This is a genomic window from Streptomyces sp. NPDC104309, from assembly GCF_055584025.1.
This window is the reverse complement of record NZ_JBVJMV010000064.1, coordinates 13,044-31,820: the sequence shown is the minus strand read 5'-3', so window position 1 is coordinate 31,820 and position 18,777 is coordinate 13,044. Positions and strand designations below refer to the sequence as shown.

Sequence of the window (18,777 nt, the reverse complement as noted above, 5' to 3'; positions counted from 1 at the left end):
CTCCGCGGAGCTTCTCCACCTCATCAAGATCCACGAGCCGCAGCATGCACCGCCACGACCACCAAGATCAAATCAACCTAACGAAGTACTACTAGTGTCCTCCTGATCTTGGGAGGGACACGTGCTGGTGATGCATGGCAGGAGACGGCTTGCCGCAGCCGTTGTAGCGGGTGTGCTGGGGCTGTCATTGGCCGGATGCGGCGAGAGGAGCGCCTTGGGGGCAACTAACGCCGGCCTGGAAAACCTGCCCGCGAAGCTCGACGGGAACGGCACCACGATTACCGTCGGGGATCCGGGTGCGCCGGTCACCGTGCACCTCTACGAGGACCCGCGCTGCCCCGTCTGTGGGGAGTTCGAGTTGACCGGCGGCGGCCCGGCACTGCTCACTGCGACCAAGCGACGTCAGGTGAAAACCGAGTACACCCTCGCGTCCTTCCTGGACGACAGGCTGGGAGGCAGCGGCTCAAAGAGGGCAGTCAATGCGCTGCGCGCTGCGCTGGAAGCGGGCAAATTCGCCGAGTATCACGCCGTGCTCTACAAGCATCAGCCTGAAGAAGCCATCGACGGATACACCAATGCCTTTCTCTTGGAGCTGGCCAGCAAGGTCGAGGGGCTGCGTAGCTCGACCTTCGACTCCGCCGTCAAGAACATGAAGTACCGCAGCTTCGTGACCAAGTCCGAAAAGGCTTACGAGATTGCTGGAGGGACGGACCCCCGCGGCCCGGGCACACCCACCGCCGTGATCAACGGGATGCGAGTCCCCGAGGAGTACAACGGGGTGCTCTTTGACAAGCAGTTGTTCGCCCAGTTGCTCAGGGAGATCCGGCAGAACCCGGGGCAGTGGTCATCCCTCTGACCGCCAAGCCCGATCGCGTCCCGTCACGCAACCCCGTCCGATGAGGAGCCGACGCGGTGGCTGCTCATCGTGCGGAGACCTCTCAATGGGCCGCCACAGAGAGGCGAAAGCCTCGCCAGACTCGGCCTTGTCCCGGTACGCGCCCAATAGTCAAACAGCCGGATTGACACCCTCCGTGGCGTTCCGTGAGGCATCTCCTTCACTGGGCAGCCGCTGATCTCGTCGGAGCGATTCCTGGAGCCGGGCCGTGTCCGATGTTTGTTGCATTGGCAGGGCATGCAAAAGATGATCTCCATGGCCTTCGCTGCTTCTGTCCATCGCCGGAGCCACTACCGAGGACGAGGGCTTACGGCCACCCGGCTTCGTTCAGCTGTCTGGCCGTTCAGGCAGTCGCCCGCCGATCGCGCGTTCCAGTTCATCCATAGCAGCCACTCGCCCTACCAGACTGAGGCGCTCCTCGACCGGCTGGTGACTTCGCGCTCGCTCGCTGCCTGGCAGTACTACCGGGATACCGGCGAAGTCGCCTGGCACCTCTCTCCCCAGCAGGCCCGGGTGGGCCGCACGGCGGTTCAGCAGTGACAGCGCCCCGGTCAGCCTCGTCGTTGCGTGCCCCGCATCTGCTGGCTCCTCACCCTGAACGGAAGAGTGAGACATCACTCGAATGGCACATCAGGGCTCTACTCGTGAGTACTATCTCTAAACACTGCTGCACGCTGCGGCAGTTGTGTCCTGCGGGTGCCCCAGTCAGCACAGGCGAGGCACCTGCCTCCACCCGCTCGCGGACCGGGTTCGTGCCTTTCACTGCCGTACCCGCGAGCTGCAGAAAGGCCCATGCCATGCCGGAAATTCAGGCCCACGCCCCGGGACTGACGTCGCAGTACATCGCCCAAGTGACGGGCGACCTTGAGCGCAACGTCAAGGAGCAGGAACGTGTCAGTGCGGAGATCGAGGCGTTGCAGGAGCAGTTGCGTGCCTTGCAGCACGACCACACTGTGCTGGTGAGCGTGCAGGAGGCACTCGGCGGCGCGAGCCCGGCCAGTGAGGCAGACACCACGGCCGCGCCCACCGTTCCGCATCAGGCCTCCCCCGAATCCCAGCAGAGCAAGTCGAAGAAGTCGGCCGCCACGAGTGCAAAGACGACGGCATCCAAGAAGAGCGCTGCCAAGGCCTCGTCCGCGAAGGCATCCTCTGCGAAGGCACCCAAGACAGACACCAAGCCGACCCTCGTCAACCTGATCCGCGGCCACCTGGAGCAGCAGAGCGAGCCGCGTTCCGCCACCGAAATCGCCGCCGCGCTCACGCAGGCCCACCCTGACCGCGGCGTCAAGACCACCGTTGTGCGTACCACCCTCGAAGGGCTGGTCGCCAAAAGCCAGGCTCAGCGCACCAAGCAGGGCTCGTCCGTCTTCTACACCGCGACGGCCGCTTCTGAGCCCGCTGCGGCCGACTCCCAGCAGGAGACAGCGGCCGGCTGACCAGCCGCAGGAGCGCCCATCCCACCGCCACCAGCCCGCAGTCTGATGGCGCCCCGGCCGGAACCGGGGCCTTTGTTGTCACCGTCCACGGTCACCGCAACCGGGCCAGAGCCAACGCCCCCTGCCCCGGCCAGAGCTGACCTACCCCTTCCTTGGGAAATCAGCCACCATCCCGGCGACCAGCCGTCGTCAACCGTTCGAGCGACTTCGTCACCACCTGGCCGTTCCTGAAGGCCCGCTCCGTGGGAGGGGGCACCCTGGTCAGGGGTGCAAAGAGCAGTGCAGAAGGCGGGTGCGGGCGTCGGTTTCGGTGAGGCCGAGGGCGATGGTGTCCCAGCCCTGCTGTACGAGTCGGCCGGTCGTGGCCGACCGGCCCATTCGCTGGGTCATGAAGCTGACCGCGTCGGCGATGGTGCTCCAGTACAGGCCCAGCGGCTCGTTGACCTTCACATCGGGCCGAGCGGGAAGTTGAGCAGTTCCGCGTTGGGCACGTGTTCGCCGTCGGCGAGAAGCTGGTCGTCAAGACCGGCAAGAACGCGGGCAAGCGCCCGTCGGTCGCCTCGCTCTACCGGGCGCCCGCCGGAGCCGAGCAAGCCGCGGCGGACCACGGCTTGCCACTGCGGCCCATCCGCATCCGCATCCGCATCCGCATCCGCATCCGCCGGCCCGGGCCCCGCTCATGGGCGGGGGAATCGGATCTGGGACAGCTGGTCGAGGGCGTAGCTGAGCTCTTCTGGTTTGTCCCGTAGGCGGGCCAGTGCCCAGGCCGTTCGAGCGTCCATTCCAGGGCCGTAGTCGAAGGCCAGTTGGCGGGCTCGCCAGGTGGTGAGCGGGGCGAGGATCCATCGGCTGATTGGGAATCGGAGGTGGGTTGCGCGGGCGGGAGGTACGGGCGTCACCCCGCTCCTGTGGGGTCGGGGGCGGCCGGGGTGTTGCCGGTTTCGGGGGTTTGGAGGCGCGTGCCGCAGTCGGGGCGGGTGCAGATGTTGTGGCGGCAGATCTGCAGGTTGGCGAGGGCGTGGCGCGCTTCGACAAGTGCTGGATCCTCGGCTTCGGGGTTTCCGTAGAGGAAGCGGGACATGGCGTCGCGCGGCGTGTGGGCGTTGCGGACGTCGGTGAGGAGGCCGAAGACGAAGTCCTGGTCGAGGTTCCGCTCGTGTACAGCGTGCGCCCAGGCGACGAGGACTGCGTAGGCGCGTTCGCGGACGGCGGGGTGGGCGAGGGTCGTGGTCCAGGCTTCGATGAGGAATTCGCGCTCGCTGGGTGAGGCCTGGGCCCGGGTGAGGAGTTGAGGCAGCACGGAGTGGGCGGGGTCGGCCAGGGCGAGGAACGCTCGGGGGCCAGCAATGTGCTCTTTGTAGCGAGTGAGCCAGGTTTCCACTGCGTTGATCACACGGGTGAAGCCTTCGTTGCCAGCGGATGCCTGGGCAATGAGGGCATCGGTGGCGATGATGGTGGCCCGGTCCTCGACGGGATTGTTGCCCAGGATCCAGCGGAGCCGGGTCAGTGCTTTGTTGGGGTGGTCGGCACTGTAGGCGCCGTGGCAGACCAGGGCGGCGGTGGTGCGGTGGGCAAGGTTGCTTTTGGTGGCGTCGAGTAGATAGCGATGGGTGGTGTGCTCGAGTTCCGGGGTGTGGGCTGCGGCTGTGAGGATGCGGGCTGCGGTGTCCAGGCGTGGACTGTCGGGTCTGCTTGTTTCGATCCAGTGTTTGAGGACGGGAAAGAGCGGCGGATCGACGGCCGTGCGGGAGAGCTCGAGCAGGCGCTCAGCGATCTGTTCGGACCACTGGTCGGACATGACTCCGGACGTCGTGACGTTCTTGAGCCAGTCCCTGGTGGCCTGCCGTTCCTCTGCCCAGTGGTGCCAGTCGGTGCGGATGGCGGTCATGGCCAGTCCGGGCATGCGGTGAAAGACGGCTCGGTCGTCTTCGGAGACGTCCACCCCGACGCTCTGCATCCGCCGGCGAGGGCTGCGGCCCTCCCTGTAGCGCCGCTTCTGGTCCTCAGGGCGCTCGCCAAACTCTCCAGCGACTTTGATGCACAGCTCGAGGGGCGCGTTCTCCAGGTAGGAGGCGGCCAGGAGCATGGTGCGGTCGGCGCCGCGGGTACCCGGCTCGGTCAGGACTCGGGTCAGGAACCCCTCCCAGAGCCGTACTTCGTCTTTGATCCTGCGGATGTCGTCGGATTCAGGGCCTTCGGCTTCCTGCTGCTCAAGTGCTCTTTGCAGGCGGGCCGGGGTGATGTTCTTGATCCTTGCGGCCATGGCGACTGCGTCGGTGGGGCTCACACGGTCGCTCATGATGTCGCGGAGCGCACCTGTGTGGGTGAGCCCTGGTGTGCTTGGTCTGAATGCGCGCGTGCGGTGGGGAGGTTCCGCATTGAGCCACTCGGCGTGCTCGGGGCTTCCGAGCGGGCCTGCGAGGTGGTTTCGGGCGACGGTGAGTGGGTCGGGGCGCTCTGCGGTGACTACAGCGACAGGGTCGATGGTCCATAAGCCGGGCCCGGTCACCAGGGCAACGCATGCCTGGGCGGCGCGGAGTGTTTCTGCCCACGAGGCGAGGGCGTATGAGGCTTGGGAGGTCAGGGGGCGGGCGGAGAGGTCAAGGACGTAGCCATTGCCTGGGGTGGGTTCGGGCAGTACGTCGGCGTCCGGTGTCTCCTCGTCGTCCCAGTCCGGCGAGAACTCGATGAGGTGGGCGGCGCCGGCCACGGTGTGCAGGTGGCGCCCTAGGGCTCGCAGGGCGGAAGTTCTGCGGCCTGAGCCGGGTTCTCCTTCGATGGCCACGAGTCCGCGCACGGCAAGTGCCCGCTCTGCCCGTTCAGGTGTGGGCGTGGGGGCCCACACGGAGCCGTGGGCGCCGACCAGATCCTGGGCGGGGACGGGCCAGGTGGGCAGTTTCGGTCGGTGGGTGATGCTGATAGGCGCGTAGATGCTGCCGCCCGCTTGAACCGTGGGTGCGGTGTTGTGCGAGGCGGACAGGAATGTGGGTACGGGCGGTTGGGACGAGTCGAGGGCCATCACTGCCTGCCGGTGTGCAGGCCGCCAAAGTTGTCACGCCCTGCCTGGATGACAGGGCCGCTGTTGCCGATCGCTGAAAGGCTGACCCCGGTCTGGGTGTCCGGCTGCTTCGACACCAGAAGAGCCAGGTCTTGCTTGGCCTCCGGGTGGTCCTCGAGAAGCGTCAGTAGACGCCGCTGCCACCGGTCGCGCAGCACCGCCGTGTCCGTGGTCTGCGCCTCGCGCTGATCAGCATCAAGGCGGGCCAGCTGCCGCTCCTCCTGTTCTTCCCCGCCCCGGCGAAACGCACGGGCCACTACTTCCCTCGCAGCAGTCCACCCGTCCCTCGTCATTTCTGCCACCAACGCAGTAGCCGCCCCGACAGCAACAGCCACCAACTGGGCCTGCTCGTCCATCCCAGGTCCTCCCCCACGCAAAGCTGCAGTGCCCCCTTCGGACACTCGCCGCAGAATCGCAGGCCACATCAGATGAAATCAGCAAGATCGGTAATGTGACTCAAAAGGGGCCATGTCAGCGCAACATCCATTTACAGCAATCCGCTTCACCGAGAAAACGGACGCCGGAGTACGTGCCGCAGGGGCCCCTTCATTGCCGCAGCGCAATCACGTGATCACCAAACGTGCAATCGAACCCTGTAACGGCAGCGGCCACAATGCCTTCCGGCCTCTTTTGATGACGTGCCATCGCAAACCTGACGCAAAAACGCTCCCGCCAGCGGACCTGGGCCGCCCCCACCAGCAACGCTCAGTAAACCCGCCCGCGCTCCCCTGAGATGCTGTCGCGGCGGCGCAGGTAGGCAAGGCTTGCTGGAACCCCCATAGATGAGGGAAAGCGATACGGCATCGTGCGTCAGCTCGGCAACCGCGGCAATTGACCGTCAGATCGCGCAGACCTGCATGCCATCGACACCCCGGCCGCCCTCGCCTGGGGCAGCCCAGCTTCCTTCGGCCCGAATGGGCTGCGTAGTCGCTGCGGCGAGCCCCTGCTGAAGCAGACGCCAGGGCATGTCGACACTCGCGGTCGTACGGTCATGATGAGTGCCCTGACAGGACGGTACTCGTGTGGCTCCGTCGTACGTGCTGCGGAGCCACTACCGCCCCGGTGCCGGCGGTGGCACGCTAGGCCATGGTGGCGACCGGCCGAGCGCCTGGCCAGCCGCCAGGTATGCCGGATCTTCCCGTTCAGCCCCCTCCGGTGCCCCTTTTACGGGCGCCGGCGGTGTGCTGATGGGCCCGGTCGAGCGTGGGCGGCCGCCGTAGGCTGGGATGGCACCGAGCCCGGTGCGGCCGGGCTGGAAGTCCTGGACGATGAGATCGGGACGGACGGCAGCCCTGGGGTCGAGGATCGTGGTCATTTGATCAAACCCATCACTTCATGACAGCACCTCCTCGATCCGGTGCGCGCACTTCCGCGGTGCCGAGTTCGCCCAGCAGGCGCCGCTGAATGGCGCCTCGTCGTTCGTCCGTACTGCTGGCACGCCCGCAGGCGGGCTTCGCTCCGGCCGGGGGCTGGTGCGGTCAGCTGCGTTGCGGGGTGTGGCGGGTGGTGGGGTCGATGCGGCTGAGTACCCAGCGGATGAGGTCTTTGCTGAGGGTGAGGTCGGGGTTCTCCTCGAGTGCGTCGTGGAGGAGGAGGGTGATTCTTGCCCAGTTCCGGAACGATCCGTGGCCAGCCATGTCGTCGGTGTACAGAACCAGTTCGGGTTGCGCATCGGCCCAGACCTGCTGGTAGGCGGGGATGATGGCCTGGACTTCGGTGGGGGTGAGGGGGCTGAACTGGTACCAGTCGAGGATTCGGGAGTGGAGAGCCTGGTTGTTGAGGATCTTTTGCCGGGCGTTGCCGCTGCCGACGAGGATGATGGCAGCTCGGCGGGCGTCGTCGCCCCACAGTGTGCGGAAGTACTCCAGTGCCTTGGTCCCGAGTCCTTGCACTTCATCGATGAGCAGGACGCGTGGCTCTGCTTCGAGCGCGTCTTGGATCTGCTGGTCGCAGGGGCCGACGGACTGCGGCGGCTCTCCGGGCAGGTCGAGGCGGCGCCAGAGCTGGGTTCGGATTTCGTTCATGTTGGCGCCGTTGTTGTAGCGCAGCCGGACGGTGGTTCCGGGGGCGCGGCGGCGTAGGACGGTGTGGACGGCGAAGGTTTTGCCGAGGCCGACGTGTCCGTGGATGCAGACCATGGCGTTGTGCTTGATGGCCTTGAGTATGCGGGCTTCGGTTTCGGCTACGGCTTTGGTGGCCATGGCGTTGGCTCCGGTGAGGCCCAGGTAGTGGTCTTGGCTGGGTGGCGGGAGCTGGCTGGGGCGGGGCGAGGTGGTGGGGGTGCTCACGGCTGATCCTCGGGGTGGGTGGGCGGCTGGGGTGACGGTGCGGCATTAGGGTTGAGGGGCAGGGTCCATTCGGCGTCGGGTTCGGGCAGCTGGATGAGGTCGGGCAGTGCCTCTGCGGCCGGGTCGAAGCCGTCGAGGGCCCGCAGGTGCTCGAGAGCCTCTTCCTCGGGCATCACGTCCAGGGGCACGGGTGGGGCAGGGCTGGTTGCGGCCGCGTAGCGGGTGTTGCGGTTCTTCTCGGCCTTCTTCAGTTGGGCGCGCAGGTGGTCGGCTTCGCGTCGCCGGGCTCGTTTGAGGCTGAGGGTCTGCTCCGGGGTCGCTTGTCCGGTCATGACGGCGGCGCCGAGGTGGCGCCCGGTTTGCGGGTCGTAGAGTTCGACGCGGTGATCGTGGTGCGGGAGGTAGCGCAGGTTTACCTTTTCGCCGACGCGGCCGTGCATCCAGTCGGCGATGTAGTTGCGCTTGCGCCAGCGGACACCACCGTTGTTGATGACCAGGGGCTTGCCGTGGCGTTCGAGGGTGTAGGTGTGGAGGTCTTCGGCGGTGACGGTGTCGATGAGCGCGGGGTCGGCGTCCCACGCTTGGCGGGGAGTCTGGCCTCCCAGGCTCCTGGGGGTGTTCTCGTGGTTCCAGCGGTGGACCCATTCGAGGACCAGGCCGACGAACGCTTCGAAGTGAAGCAGTGGTTGGTCGGGGTCGACGGGTTTGCCGCCGCGGAGGGTGGGGGCGTGGGTGTAGCCGGGCATGCCGGCGAACAGGGTCTTCTTGATGGCTCCGTTGACTGCTTCGACGTTGCCTTTGCCCTCGGGCGTGAAGGGGGGCAGAGCGATGATTTCGGATCCCAGGACGCCGAGTGCTTCCTTGACCGTGGCGCACAGGAATTCTTTGCCGCCGTCGACGCGCACGTACATGGGGATGCCGCCGAACGGCCCGTGGTGTTCGTCGATCAGGATGGCGTCACGGATGGCGACGAGGACGCCTTCGCGACTGGGGCGTTGCGGGCTGATGGCGAGGCCGCAGATGGCTGAGGCGGCGCAGTCGACGAAGAAGGTGATCCATGGTTTGCGGATGTGGCCTTCGACGCGGACTTTGACGCTGGCTTCGACGTGGTCGGTCTCCCAGGCGTAGTTGCGGTGGCGGCGGTCGCGTTCACCTGCCACGTCGAAGCGTCGGCGGGCCTTCTCACCGCCGCGGAGGCCGGCACGTATCCCGGGGCTGAGGGCTCTGTTCGCGGCGCGGTGGAAGGTGGGCAGGGACGGGACGGGGTGGCCCTCGGCCCGCAGTTCCCTCCACGCGGCGGTGGCGTTGCCGCGCCAGCGGGCCACCGCGTCGAGCATGAGCGGGGTGAGGACGAAGCAGGGGCGGCCTTGGGGTTGGTAGGTGCCGTTGTTGGCGCGGGCGTTGGCGAGCCAGCGGTCGACGGTGCGAGGGTCGACACCGAAAGCGTCGGCGACGCCGATGATCCGGGAGCGGGTGAGCCGTTCTGACTGCTCGAGGGTGTAGAGCCGGTGGATGGCGGCAGCGCGCAGGGCGCTCTGGTCAGGCGTTCGTTGCATGACGGATGTGTTTTCTGATGGGGGTCAGGCGGGGGCGAGTGAGAGGAGGCCTGCTCCGTAGGTTTTTGCTCTGCCGATGCCGTTCGTCAGGGCGTGGGTGAGGAGGCCGGTGTCGGTGATGCGGGCGAGGCCGTCGAACTGGGTGAGCGTGAAGTAGGGGGCGGAGCGTGCGAGGCGGGTGCGGGGGAAGGGCCGGGGGAGGCCGGAGATGGTAAGGGGTTCGAGTCCGACGGCGGTGGCGCGGCGTTGCCACCAGGCGATGGCTTCGTCGCCGGTGAGGTGGGTGATTTTGCCGCGGCGTTTCCCGGTGACGGGGTGGCGGGTTGGGTTGCCTGCGGAGCGTGCGATGGTGGGGGCGGCGGTGATGCGGTAGCGCATGGTGCGCCCGGGGGTGAGGGAGTTCAGCAGGGGGGTGAGGTCGAGGGTTCGGGCTGTGCCGTAGCTGGTGGGCAGGGCGGTGAGGTCGGGGGTGTGGGCCGTCTGAACGAGAAGGGTGGGGTCGGGTCCGGGTTCGGTGCGGAACAGCAGGCCGGCAGTGGCCCGGGGTGCGGGGCCGGTGTGGTCGGGGACCAGGCGCATGAGGGTCTTATGGAGACTGTCGACGTCGGCGAGATCGGCTCTGACCGCTGCATGGTGGGGGTCGAGGACGATGCGGGTGAGGCTGGTCATGCGGGCTCTCCGTGCACGTACGTGATGAGGGCGTCGACCGGTCGGGGTCCTGCGTAGAGGTGGGCGGGCAGGTGTTCGGTGGTCATCCACAGGGGGCGTGGCAGGTGGCGTCGGGCGGTGCGGGTGAGGTTGGTGGGTTCGCTGGTGCTTTCCCGGTCGGGTGGGGTGGCGGGGTCGGCGCCGGGGGGTGGGTGTTCCCAGACGAATGTGGTGGTCAGGCGTGTGTCGGTGGGGCCGCCGGGGGGCCGGTTGCGGGTGAGGGGGGTGCGGGTGAGGAGTTCGGTGACAGGGTCGGGGCTGCCCGTGTTAAGGACGAGGGGTTCGTCGGGCAGGCAGACACGGCGGCCGAGGAAGAGCCCGAATCGGGGCCGTTGGAGAGTTTCGGCGATGTGGGTGATGAGGCGGGCGGGTCCTTCAACTGCGACGGTGAAGACGGCGCCGGTGAGGTAGTCGCGGTGGGAGACGAGCGTGGAGGCGGAGGGTTTTCGCCGTGTGCCGTTGCCGGTGAGAAGGCCTTGATCTTTGGGGTAGCCGCCGCCGACGGTGTGGAAGTCGCGGTACAGGGTGCCGGGCTGGTCGACGCGGATGGTGAAGGTCAGGTCGCGGTGGCTCGGGGCGGTGGTGTCGCCCGGTGCCTGCAGGTGGGGGTAGGGGTCGAGGGCGTGTTCGCGGGGTCGCCCCTGGGCCGCGGCGAACATACCGATGAGCGAGGAGCGGGTGGGGAAGGCGCACGTGTCGCGGTAGTGGAAGACGCCGCGTTCGCCGGAGGACTGCAAAAGGCCTGCCAGTCGCAGAACGAGGCCGGTCACGGCCGCCCCGCGGGGGTGAGAGCGGCGGTCGCGGCGGCGCAGGCTGCGGCGAGGTCGTCGAAGGATGCATGGTGGGCGCCGAGGTCCTTGATGGGCTTGGCGGTGGTGCCGGTGTGTCCGTGGGCGACAAGGTGGCGGGTGCCGAGCAGGCGGCTGATGGTGGCGGCGTAGTCGGCGAGCGCCTGGCGTGCGGGGGCGGTGTAGCCGCCCTGGGGTGCGGCTTTGACGGGCTGTTCGAAAGCGGCGCCGTAGGAGACGGAGCGGCGATCGCGGACGGTGTAGTGGACGAGGTCGGGGACGGTGTGCGGTGCGGTGGACGTCTTCTTGCCGCCAGGCATGCTCAGGATGAAGTGCCGGACGAAGAGCTCGACGAGATCGTTGACCGTGTCGGCGGAGGCGCCGGGTCCGAGGTTGTGGTGGAGGTCGGTGATGTTGATGGTCGCGAAACGGTAGAAGACGCTGGTGGTCAGGAACGCGGTCTGGAGATGGGCGCTGCCGGAGTCACCGTTCTGGGGCAGGTCTTCGACCGCGGTGAAGAAGTCGGGCTGGGGATCGCTTTGGTGCACGGAGAAGGCGGGGGCCATCTGTACGGCTGCTTCGACGTGACCGGCGGGAAGTTCGGCGAGCATGCGCCCGAACAGGTTGATGCTCGCGGTGCGGCGGGTCAGGTGCGCGGCGAGGTCTTTCGCGGGCAGGACCGCGTCGATCTTCTTCTTGGGGGTGTGGGCGGCGAGTGCTTCTTCGAGTGCGGTGCGGTGCTTTTCGCACAGGGCGACGAGGTCGTCGATGACGTCCGTCGGGAGGTAGAGCATGGCCTGGGTGCGGTAGCCCTCCTTGGCGTTGTGCTGCAGGCCGCCGTTCTTGGCCGAGTGGACGATCTGTGCCGAGGCGAACTCGGCGAGGTCCTCGGGCCACTGGGCTTCCTGCAGTTTCCGGGCGACGAGGGGCGGCACCATGCGGGTGCGGGCGGCGTGCTCGCCGAGTTCCTGTTCGACGCTGAGGCGGATGGGGCGCTTCCATGCCTGGGGCGAGACGAGGGCCCGGGTCGCGTTCCCGAAGGAGATGGTCTTGGGGTCGTTGTCCGCGTCACGGTTGAGGTTCGCGGCGGTGACGGGGTGGAGGATATGCAGGTCGAGGAAGCGTGCCGGGGTATGCATGGGTGTGCTTCTTTCACTGGTCGGCGGGCATGCCGCTGATACGGCCCGCGGGGTACGGGGTGCCGTGGACTGTGGGAAGGGTCGGGATCGGTCTGTGCGCCGCCGACCGGTCCGGGCGGTCGGGCGGGGCCCGAGGTGCCGGACGGGTCGGAACGTGAGCTGCCGGGCGGCCTGCCCCGGGACGGTGTCCCGACGGGTAGTTGGCAGAAAGGGGCCGGTCGGGTCGGGGGGTCAGGAGCGCCGGGGTTCGGGGGTGGCGAGGTAGAAGGCGTCGCGCCAGCGCAGTCCGACCTGGTCACGGTGGTGGGGGCGTTGCACCAGGTCGTGAAGGAGGACACCCCAGTCTGGGGTGATGTTGTCCTTCAGCAGCCGTGTGACGGCAGCGGGCAGGCGGCGGTGCAACTGGTCGTCGCTGAGGCGAGTCAGGACGCTCAGGAGATCCTCGGTGCGCTCCGCTCCGTGGCCAGCTTTGCGTACGGCGGTGGCGAGGGTGGCGCCGAGATTCGGCCGGGCGAACCAGGCCGCCGGATCCGGCGACGATGGTGCACGTGCCGGTTCGACGGGGACAACGAGAAGGGCGCCGGGATCGTCTCCCACGGTCATGAGGCCGGTGTCGTTGTCCGGGTCGGGGCGCACGCCCGGGGTATGAGCCTGGGGCCCGGCCGTCGCGATGAGGCTCGCGACGGTGTAGTAGGCGCGGCGCCCGTTGCGGTGCGCGGTGCGCCGGGCCAGGTAGCGGTCCATCGGGGCGCATTCCTCGACCGGGCGGCCCCTCCCCCTGCTGAGGCGGACGCGGACGCCGGGCTCGGCGCACAGGAGGTGGACGTGGGAGATGAACGCGTCGCAGGAGGCGCGGTGTTCGGCTGCGGTGGGCATCAGGCGGCCTTCCGGGGCGCTGAGGGCCGGCGGTAAAGGTCCCTGACGGCATGGGCGACGGCGCGGGCTGCGGAGGTATGGCGGATCCGGGCGGCTTCGGTGACCTCGCGCAGGGCGGCTGCGGCCGCGTCCGCAAACGCGGCGGGTGCACCGGTGCCGGGTTCGTCCAGGAGCCGCCAGAACACCGTTTCGGCCTTCGGCCAGTACCGGGTCAGGGCCTTGCCGGTCCAGGGGGGCTGCTTATTCTTGGCGGGGCTGCCGCCGGTGGCGGCCTTCCAGGCCGCTTTGGTGACGATCGCCAGTTGCTGCGCGGTCTGTTCGGCTTCCTGGCAGCACTCGGCGATGCGCTGGGCTTTGACCGGGTCGTGTTCCTGGGTCCAGTTCAGCAGCGGTGGGGTAAGGGCCGTGTACCACTGCCGGTCGATGACCTTGCCGTCCTGATCGAATCCGTGGACGCGGATCCGCAGGCTGAGCCGCACGGGTTCGGGAAGGTCGTTGAGGGTGTCGAAGATCGTCGGCCGGCGGTGTGTGCCGTGTTCGTCCGGGGCCAGGAGGAGTGTCTCCAGGTCGCGCCACCATGCGCGGGACGCATCAGCGCGGTGGAGGGTGCGGCGCCGGGCGACGTCCCTGCGTTCGGGGATGAAGCGGTAGGCGAGGTAGGGGTCGGTGGTGATCGGCCTGGGCACCTGGGTGGCCCAGGTGATGTAGGCGTCGGTGACGGTGGCACCGCCTTGGCCGGGCACGAGGAGGATTGCGTGCCGGCTCAGTCCGGTCAGTTGCCGGCCGGGCCAGGTCTGCGGAATCAGCTGAGCCTGCGGGTCGGGTGGTGCGGGTTCTTCCCAGGGGCAGGCGTCTGCACCGGGTGCCTGTTCGTCGCCGGTGAAGGCGGGCACGCCGGCGAGGAGCGTTTCGTGCAGCGTGCGGCCCAGGGGGTGGAAAGAGACGCTGGAGCGCAGGGGGCCGCTGCTCTGCTTCCCGATGGTGGCGCCGCCGATGGTGCGGGGGGTGCCTTTGCCCGAACGCCCGTAGTAGTGGTGGATGAGCAGGATCTGCAGAGCCTCGGCGGTGGGCACGGGCTCGGCAGTGTGGTGGCTGTGCGGGCTGAACCAGGCCAGGTTGTTTCCACCGGGACGCCCGGGCACGAAGACGTTGATGCCAGTGCTGTGGGGACACTGGGTGCGCAGCGCGGGGTCCTGCAGCCAGGGCCGGGCCGGGTCGAAGACGTCCCAGGCGTGCTGGTCGAAGTAGGCGTGGACGGCGTCCGGGTCGAAGCGGCCCTTGGCCAGGCACCGGCGGCGCAGGGCGTTCCACTGGGAGGCAGTGAGCTCGGGGTCGTCGAGGCCGGTGATTCGGGCGGTGATGGAAGCCGCGATCCGCAGCAGTGCGGAGGCTGCCGGCGGGTGGGGCAGGGTGAGATCGTCGATGCGGTGAGCGTCCAGGAACAGGGTTCGCAGGCCTACTTGGTCGTAGTGGGGGCCGGTGCGGACGTCGATCCAGGGGTTGTCGGCTGCGCTGAATGTGGCGGGCGGGGATATCGAAGACAAGAGGGATGGTTCTTTCGGGACTGGGGAGGGGCGTGCGGAGGTTCGGGGTGCGGGCAAACCGTGGCCGGGGTGGTGGTGTTCTTGGGTGGTTTGTCACTGTGGGGCACAGCGGCGGCCGGGGCCGGCCAAGCGCGTCCGGGTGGTGCGCCGGGGACATCGCCACGCCCTTGTGGGGCGGAATGGTGTGCGATGTGCGACTGGGCGTTCGGTGGTGTGCGGGCACAGCGAATCACGTCGCCGCAGCGCTTCGCGACCGGTGAGAAAGTCCGACTACCGAAAGATGGCGTGATGCTTTCGACCCTGAGTTTCACCCACGGTGATAACTACTGCTTGCGGTGCAGGAGGCCGAGCTCTTCGTCCATGCGGAGCCAGTGATGGCCGAAATGCTGTTCACTCTCACGGGTTGCGGAATCGGTGGGCAGCAGCACGGTGTCGGCGAGAAGTGGGTGCTGCTTCCAGCTTGCGGGCGGCTGATGCCGGGCGGAAGCGCGGGTGACCCAGGCGGCCGGGACGGGCAGTGTGTTTTCCAGGATGCTGCGCAGGTGGCGCGTGCTGAGGTGTTCCTGGTCCGGGAGCGGGAGAAGGCCGGCTGCGTCGAGGGTCAGGGTGCCGTCGGGGCTGCGGTAGCAGGGCAGCAGGCGGCGGGGCAGGACACCGGGCCGGGTGGCCGCCTGGGCGGTGGTGAGGTGCTGGCGGTGCAGGTCGGCCAGGGAAGAGACGCGTTTCGCCGGGGGCACCAGGTGGACTGCGCTGAGCTGCTGCTGGCGACCGGTTCGGGTCTGGTGTGTGGCAGCCATCTGCTGCAGGCGCTTCGTTTCCGCCGCGAATCCGGAGGTGACGCCGTGGATTTGTTCGACGAGGGCCTGGACATCGTCGGGTACGACCAGGGGTTCTTGTTCCAGGGCCGGGAGGAGCCGGGCGGTTTCGTGGAGGGATACGGCGGGCTCGACCGTGCCCCATCCGGGCGGCAGGGCCGTCGCGCCGCGGGAGTTGACCGGGTGCAGCACCGTCAGCGTCGGGCTGGTCTCACGGTCCCACCAGGCGGGGCGACGGTTCCGTCCGGCCCACAGGCGGGTGAAGCGGCCCAGCCTGCCCAGGCGCTGCAGCAGGCGTGCCAGAGAAGCGAGATCGCTGACCATCAGGTCGACATCGATGTCCAGGCTCGTGTCGAGGAGGCTGGTGGTGACGACGACGAGGCGGGCGGGGCGCGGACCGTTGGGCCCCAGCCGGCGGCGGAGGTCGCTCAGCGTGCTCTGCCGTTGCCGCCCCCGGACCCGGGCGTGGACGAGGACCAGGTCGTGCGGCGGGCCGGTCCACGTGCGGCGCAGGTACTGGTAGGTGTCCTGTGCGTCGGCGACGGTCGCGCACACCACGGCCGCGCATCCGCCGTGGCGGACCACCGGCTGGAGAACGTCGGCGATCACGGCCAGGCGCTCCCCCTCCTCGACGGTGCGGCCGGCCTGCCCGAGGCGGCGGTAGGTGACCGGGCGGGTGCGGATACGTGCGGTCCTGCGCTGGGCGGCCCGTTGCCTGGCCTGGGCCGGTTCGGACATGCGGTGGGCGGTGGCGGTCGCCGCGTCCGCGAACAGCCACCCGGGGTAGCCGGGGGCGAACGAAACGCCGTGGAGACCGGTTTGACCTGCTCCGGACAGGTAAGCCCGCACCAGCTCGGTGGTGGTGGACGCGGGCATCGTCGCCGACAGCAGGACAACCGGGCAGTTCAGAGCTCCCAGCCAGTGCAGCAGGCGCAGCAACTGGAGCTGGCTGAACGGGTCCAGCTCATGAGCTTCGTCGACCACGACGGTCTTGCCCGACAGGGCCAGCATGCGCAGCGCGCTGTAGCGGACGGGGAGGACAGCCATCTGCGCCTGGTCGGTGGTGGAGACGGTGTACTGGGCCAGGAGCGCATTGTCCCATCCGCGCAGCCACCGGTCGGGGCCCGCGGTCCCCGGGCCGGACTCCGCCTCGTCGCCGGCCAGGAGGTCGTCCGGGTCGTCGGTGAACGGGTCATCGGGTGGCCCGTCCAGGACGGACGTGTCCGCCGGGGACAGGCGCCTGCCGGTGTAGGCCTCGTTGAGATCGCTGTGGTGGTGCACCAGCGTCACGGGGGCGTACTCGGGCTGGTGGGCGCGCACGTACCGGTCCAGGACGTCATAAGCCTGGTCGGCGGCGGCCGTAGCCGGGAGCAGCCACATCACCCCCTGGGTACCGCAGTGCTCGTTGAAGATCCGCGCCATCTCCAGAGCGGCCACGCTCTTGCCCGCCCCCATGGCATCCGTGACCACCGCGATGCCACTCCCCCGCGCGGCAACCAGCCGCGGCAACTCCTCCATCACGGAGGCTTGAAGAGCGTTGGGTTTTTCAAGTCCCGGGTGAGCGGTGGTGAACGGGACCCGGTCCAATGAGAAGCGGGCCAGACCGAGCCGCTCGACTTCCTCCTCGGCCTGCTTGCGGGCGTGACTGTGGTGCTCAGCGGCACCGAAGGAGGGAGTGTCCGCGTTGGGCACCCAGTACCGGCGCTGGCTCGCGACCCGGTCGGCGACCATCGTCAGACCCGTGATCAGTACCGCAGCCTCGACCGACACCCGTCCCGGCGCCTCATCCACGCTGAACAAATGCCACAGCAGCCGGGTGTAGCGGCGGCGCAGGTCCCGCCACACGGGCCCGCCCAGAGTGGCCTGCACCCGGCGAGCGGATGCCGCCCCGTCCACGTCGAGTTGCAGGAACCGGCCGTGGTGCCCGCCCAGACATTGAGCGGCACGTACAGCGGGGCTGTCGTTACCGCCGACACCGAATCCCAGCTCACCCAGCAGATGCAGCCCCGCGTGCATCGACGCGCGTGCATGCGGCACGTGCACCACCGGGCCCGCATCCGCCAGCAGGACCTCCCCCAGCCGTATGCGCGCTGAAGGCTCAAAAGACTGAAAATTCGGAATCAGCTTTCCGATGTCATGCATGGCAGCCAGGAAAGACACCAGCGAACGTGCCTGCTCCTGCGAGACGTTCAGACCGACGCTGATGACCTTGCGCTGGCTCAGGGTCAGGAACCGGTCCCACAGCACCGCGGCCACCGCACCCACATCGATCAAGTGGAACAACAGCGAGTACACCCTCAGCGTCGCACGATCAAACTTCCCCCACGGACGAAGGTCAACACCGTCGTACCGGGCGTCCTCAACAGCTCCCATCCCCAAACGCTGCCACCTCCTGGAACCCGCAACAGCATGATCGCCCAAAGAACAGAACAACCAGCCTCGCACCCACTAAAATCCACGCTCTGTCCATCCAACTCCTCCCGACTCAACCTCCGATGTGGCATCATTCCCCTCGCCGGTCGCGAGCAAATGACACGCAAAACCTGTCAGAATGACCAGGTCAAAGAGGGTAAAGCCCGCGCGAGCGGGAGTGACGCGTTCGCCAGAGCCTGGCCGATCGCGCGACCGGGAGTGACTCGATCCGTGACGCCAGCATCGGTTCACACTTGAGATAAAGCCCGCACGAGCGGGAGTGACCCGACCTTGCCCCGGTCGACGACGATTGTCTCAGGGAAGAGCCCGCGCGAGCGGGGGTGACTCGTCCTCGAACGCGGCGCTGGCGGGGTCGGCGTCGTAGAGCCCGCACCAGCGGGAGTAACCCGCCCATCACCAAGCAGCTCGGCCAGGGCGAGATGTAGAGCCCGCGCGAGCGGGACTGGCCCGTCCTGCAACGCACATACCGAGACATACGCCGGCAGAGTCAGCGCGAGCGCCCAGCGGATCGGTGCTGCTGAACGGTACGTAGAACCCGCGCGAGCGGGAGTGAACCGAGGCTCGAGGCGGTATGGCGCTTCAGCTCATGGTGGAGCCCGCGCGAACGGGAGTGACTCTGACCGCATAGCCGACCACTTCATCCGCCTCCTTTGAGACTCGAGCTAGAACCCGCACGAGCGGGAGTGACGGCCTCGTCGGGGACCTGGGCTACCTGGACGAAGGCAGAACCCGCGCGAGCGGGAGTGACGCGGCCCGGTAGCGGACGATGTCCTCGCTGACCGGGTAAAGCCTGCGCGAGCGGGAGTGGCCCGTAATTGTCCGTCACCCGCTCGATGACGGAGGCGTATGAGCTCGCGCGAGCGGGAATGACTCGACCTTGCCCCGGTCGGTCTACGACGATTGTCTCGGGCAAAGCCCGCGCCAGCGGGAGTGACCCAACCGCCCTGACCGAACGGCCCCGCACCTTCCTGCAGAGCCCGTGCGAGAGGAGTGACCCGAACTACGAGAATGCCGGAGCGACCGAAGTCGTAGAGCTCGCGCAAGCGGGAGTGACTCGATCCGTGACGCCAGCATCGGTTCACGCTTGAGGTATAGCCCGCACGAGCGGGAGTGACCCGATCTTGCCCCGGTCTACGACGATTGTGTCGGGCAAAGCCCGCGCCAGCGGGAGTGACCCAACCGCCCTGACCGAACGGCCCCGCACCTTCCTGCAGAGCCCGTGCGAGAGGAGTGACCCGAAC

At 68.1% G+C, this 18,777-nt stretch carries 15 protein-coding genes; 4 read left to right on the top strand and 11 right to left on the bottom strand.

Going from position 1 to position 18,777, the window contains the following annotated elements:
* The first annotated feature begins 130 nt into the window (after positions 1–130).
* From ACZ68L_RS42665 to ACZ68L_RS42655, 3 genes are all read left to right on the top strand, one after another.
* The gene (locus ACZ68L_RS42665) at positions 131–856 is read left to right on the top strand and encodes a DsbA family protein (RefSeq protein ID WP_469589207.1); all 726 of its coding nucleotides are present in this window, start codon (positions 131–133) and stop codon (positions 854–856) included.
* Positions 857–1,132: 276 nt separating this feature from the next.
* Positions 1,133–1,435 carry a hypothetical protein gene (locus ACZ68L_RS42660; RefSeq protein WP_469589206.1) on the top strand — a complete coding sequence of 101 codons (303 nt, stop codon included), beginning with the start codon at positions 1,133–1,135 and terminating at the stop codon, positions 1,433–1,435.
* Positions 1,436–1,692: 257 nt separating this feature from the next.
* The gene (locus ACZ68L_RS42655) at positions 1,693–2,331 is read left to right on the top strand and encodes a hypothetical protein (protein WP_469589204.1); all 639 of its coding nucleotides are present in this window, start codon (positions 1,693–1,695) and stop codon (positions 2,329–2,331) included.
* A 261-nt stretch (positions 2,332–2,592) separates the two neighbouring features.
* On the opposite strand, the gene ACZ68L_RS42650 is transcribed toward ACZ68L_RS42655, so the two are convergent.
* The gene (locus ACZ68L_RS42650) at positions 2,593–2,781 is read right to left on the bottom strand and encodes a hypothetical protein (RefSeq protein WP_469589202.1); all 189 of its coding nucleotides are present in this window, start codon (positions 2,779–2,781) and stop codon (positions 2,593–2,595) included.
* Positions 2,782–2,822: 41 nt separating this feature from the next.
* Here ACZ68L_RS42650 and ACZ68L_RS42645 point away from each other — a divergent pair, with 41 nt between their 5' ends.
* Positions 2,823–3,080 carry a hypothetical protein gene (locus ACZ68L_RS42645; protein WP_469589200.1) on the top strand — a complete coding sequence of 86 codons (258 nt, stop codon included), beginning with the start codon at positions 2,823–2,825 and terminating at the stop codon, positions 3,078–3,080.
* 146 nt (positions 3,081–3,226) lie between these two features.
* On the opposite strand, the gene ACZ68L_RS42640 is transcribed toward ACZ68L_RS42645, so the two are convergent.
* The 10 genes from ACZ68L_RS42640 to ACZ68L_RS42595 all read right to left on the bottom strand — a co-directional run bounded on the left by ACZ68L_RS42640 (position 3,227) and on the right by ACZ68L_RS42595 (position 17,476).
* Positions 3,227–5,350 carry a hypothetical protein gene (locus ACZ68L_RS42640; protein WP_469589197.1) on the bottom strand — a complete coding sequence of 708 codons (2,124 nt, stop codon included), beginning with the start codon at positions 5,348–5,350 and terminating at the stop codon, positions 3,227–3,229.
* On the bottom strand, positions 5,350–5,745 hold the full coding sequence (locus ACZ68L_RS42635; RefSeq protein ID WP_469589194.1) for a hypothetical protein: 396 nt from the start codon (positions 5,743–5,745) through the stop codon (positions 5,350–5,352). Before ACZ68L_RS42635 ends, ACZ68L_RS42640 begins: the two co-directional genes overlap by 1 nt.
* Before the next feature lie 1,122 nt (positions 5,746–6,867).
* On the bottom strand, positions 6,868–7,677 hold the full coding sequence (locus tag ACZ68L_RS42630; RefSeq protein ID WP_469589192.1) for an AAA family ATPase: 810 nt from the start codon (positions 7,675–7,677) through the stop codon (positions 6,868–6,870).
* Positions 7,674–9,233 carry a transposase gene (locus ACZ68L_RS42625; RefSeq protein WP_469589190.1) on the bottom strand — a complete coding sequence of 520 codons (1,560 nt, stop codon included), beginning with the start codon at positions 9,231–9,233 and terminating at the stop codon, positions 7,674–7,676. Before ACZ68L_RS42625 ends, ACZ68L_RS42630 begins: the two co-directional genes overlap by 4 nt.
* A gap of 24 nt (positions 9,234–9,257) precedes the next feature.
* Positions 9,258–9,902: a type I-E CRISPR-associated protein Cas6/Cse3/CasE gene (cas6e, locus tag ACZ68L_RS42620; protein ID WP_469589188.1), complete on the bottom strand. Its 645-nt coding sequence runs from the start codon at positions 9,900–9,902 to the stop codon at positions 9,258–9,260.
* Positions 9,899–10,711 carry a type I-E CRISPR-associated protein Cas5/CasD gene (gene cas5e / locus ACZ68L_RS42615; protein WP_469589185.1) on the bottom strand — a complete coding sequence of 271 codons (813 nt, stop codon included), beginning with the start codon at positions 10,709–10,711 and terminating at the stop codon, positions 9,899–9,901. Before cas5e ends, cas6e begins: the two co-directional genes overlap by 4 nt.
* Positions 10,708–11,868, bottom strand: coding sequence for a type I-E CRISPR-associated protein Cas7/Cse4/CasC (gene cas7e, locus ACZ68L_RS42610; RefSeq protein ID WP_469589183.1), 1,161 nt, complete (start codon positions 11,866–11,868; stop codon positions 10,708–10,710). The genes cas5e and cas7e overlap by 4 nt, the downstream gene beginning before the upstream one ends.
* A gap of 231 nt (positions 11,869–12,099) precedes the next feature.
* Positions 12,100–12,744 (bottom strand): type I-E CRISPR-associated protein Cse2/CasB, encoded by a 645-nt coding sequence (gene casB, locus ACZ68L_RS42605; protein ID WP_469589180.1) that lies wholly within the window; start codon positions 12,742–12,744, stop codon positions 12,100–12,102.
* Positions 12,744–14,288: a type I-E CRISPR-associated protein Cse1/CasA gene (gene casA, locus ACZ68L_RS42600; RefSeq protein ID WP_469589177.1), complete on the bottom strand. Its 1,545-nt coding sequence runs from the start codon at positions 14,286–14,288 to the stop codon at positions 12,744–12,746. The genes casB and casA overlap by 1 nt, the downstream gene beginning before the upstream one ends.
* Positions 14,289–14,611: 323 nt before the next feature.
* Entirely contained in the window at positions 14,612–17,476 is a 2,865-nt protein-coding gene (locus ACZ68L_RS42595) for a CRISPR-associated endonuclease Cas3'' (RefSeq protein ID WP_469589174.1), read from the bottom strand.
* Positions 17,477–18,777: the final 1,301 nt, after the last annotated feature.

What these genes read in the sequence shown, in the direction of transcription:
- ACZ68L_RS42665 (WP_469589207.1), top strand. Translation starts at nt 131, where the DNA reads ATGCATGGCAGGAGACGGCTTGCCGCAGCCGTTGTAGCGGGTGTGCTG.
- ACZ68L_RS42660 (WP_469589206.1), top strand. Translation starts at nt 1,133, where the DNA reads ATGCAAAAGATGATCTCCATGGCCTTCGCTGCTTCTGTCCATCGCCGG.
- ACZ68L_RS42655 (WP_469589204.1), top strand. Translation starts at nt 1,693, where the DNA reads ATGCCGGAAATTCAGGCCCACGCCCCGGGACTGACGTCGCAGTACATC.
- ACZ68L_RS42640 (WP_469589197.1), bottom strand. Translation starts at nt 5,350, where the DNA reads ATGGCCCTCGACTCGTCCCAACCGCCCGTACCCACATTCCTGTCCGCC.
- ACZ68L_RS42635 (WP_469589194.1), bottom strand. Translation starts at nt 5,745, where the DNA reads ATGGACGAGCAGGCCCAGTTGGTGGCTGTTGCTGTCGGGGCGGCTACT.
- ACZ68L_RS42625 (WP_469589190.1), bottom strand. Translation starts at nt 9,233, where the DNA reads ATGCAACGAACGCCTGACCAGAGCGCCCTGCGCGCTGCCGCCATCCAC.
- cas6e (WP_469589188.1), bottom strand. Translation starts at nt 9,902, where the DNA reads ATGACCAGCCTCACCCGCATCGTCCTCGACCCCCACCATGCAGCGGTC.
- cas7e (WP_469589183.1), bottom strand. Translation starts at nt 11,868, where the DNA reads ATGCATACCCCGGCACGCTTCCTCGACCTGCATATCCTCCACCCCGTC.
- casB (WP_469589180.1), bottom strand. Translation starts at nt 12,744, where the DNA reads ATGCCCACCGCAGCCGAACACCGCGCCTCCTGCGACGCGTTCATCTCC.
- ACZ68L_RS42595 (WP_469589174.1), bottom strand. Translation starts at nt 17,476, where the DNA reads ATGGGAGCTGTTGAGGACGCCCGGTACGACGGTGTTGACCTTCGTCCG.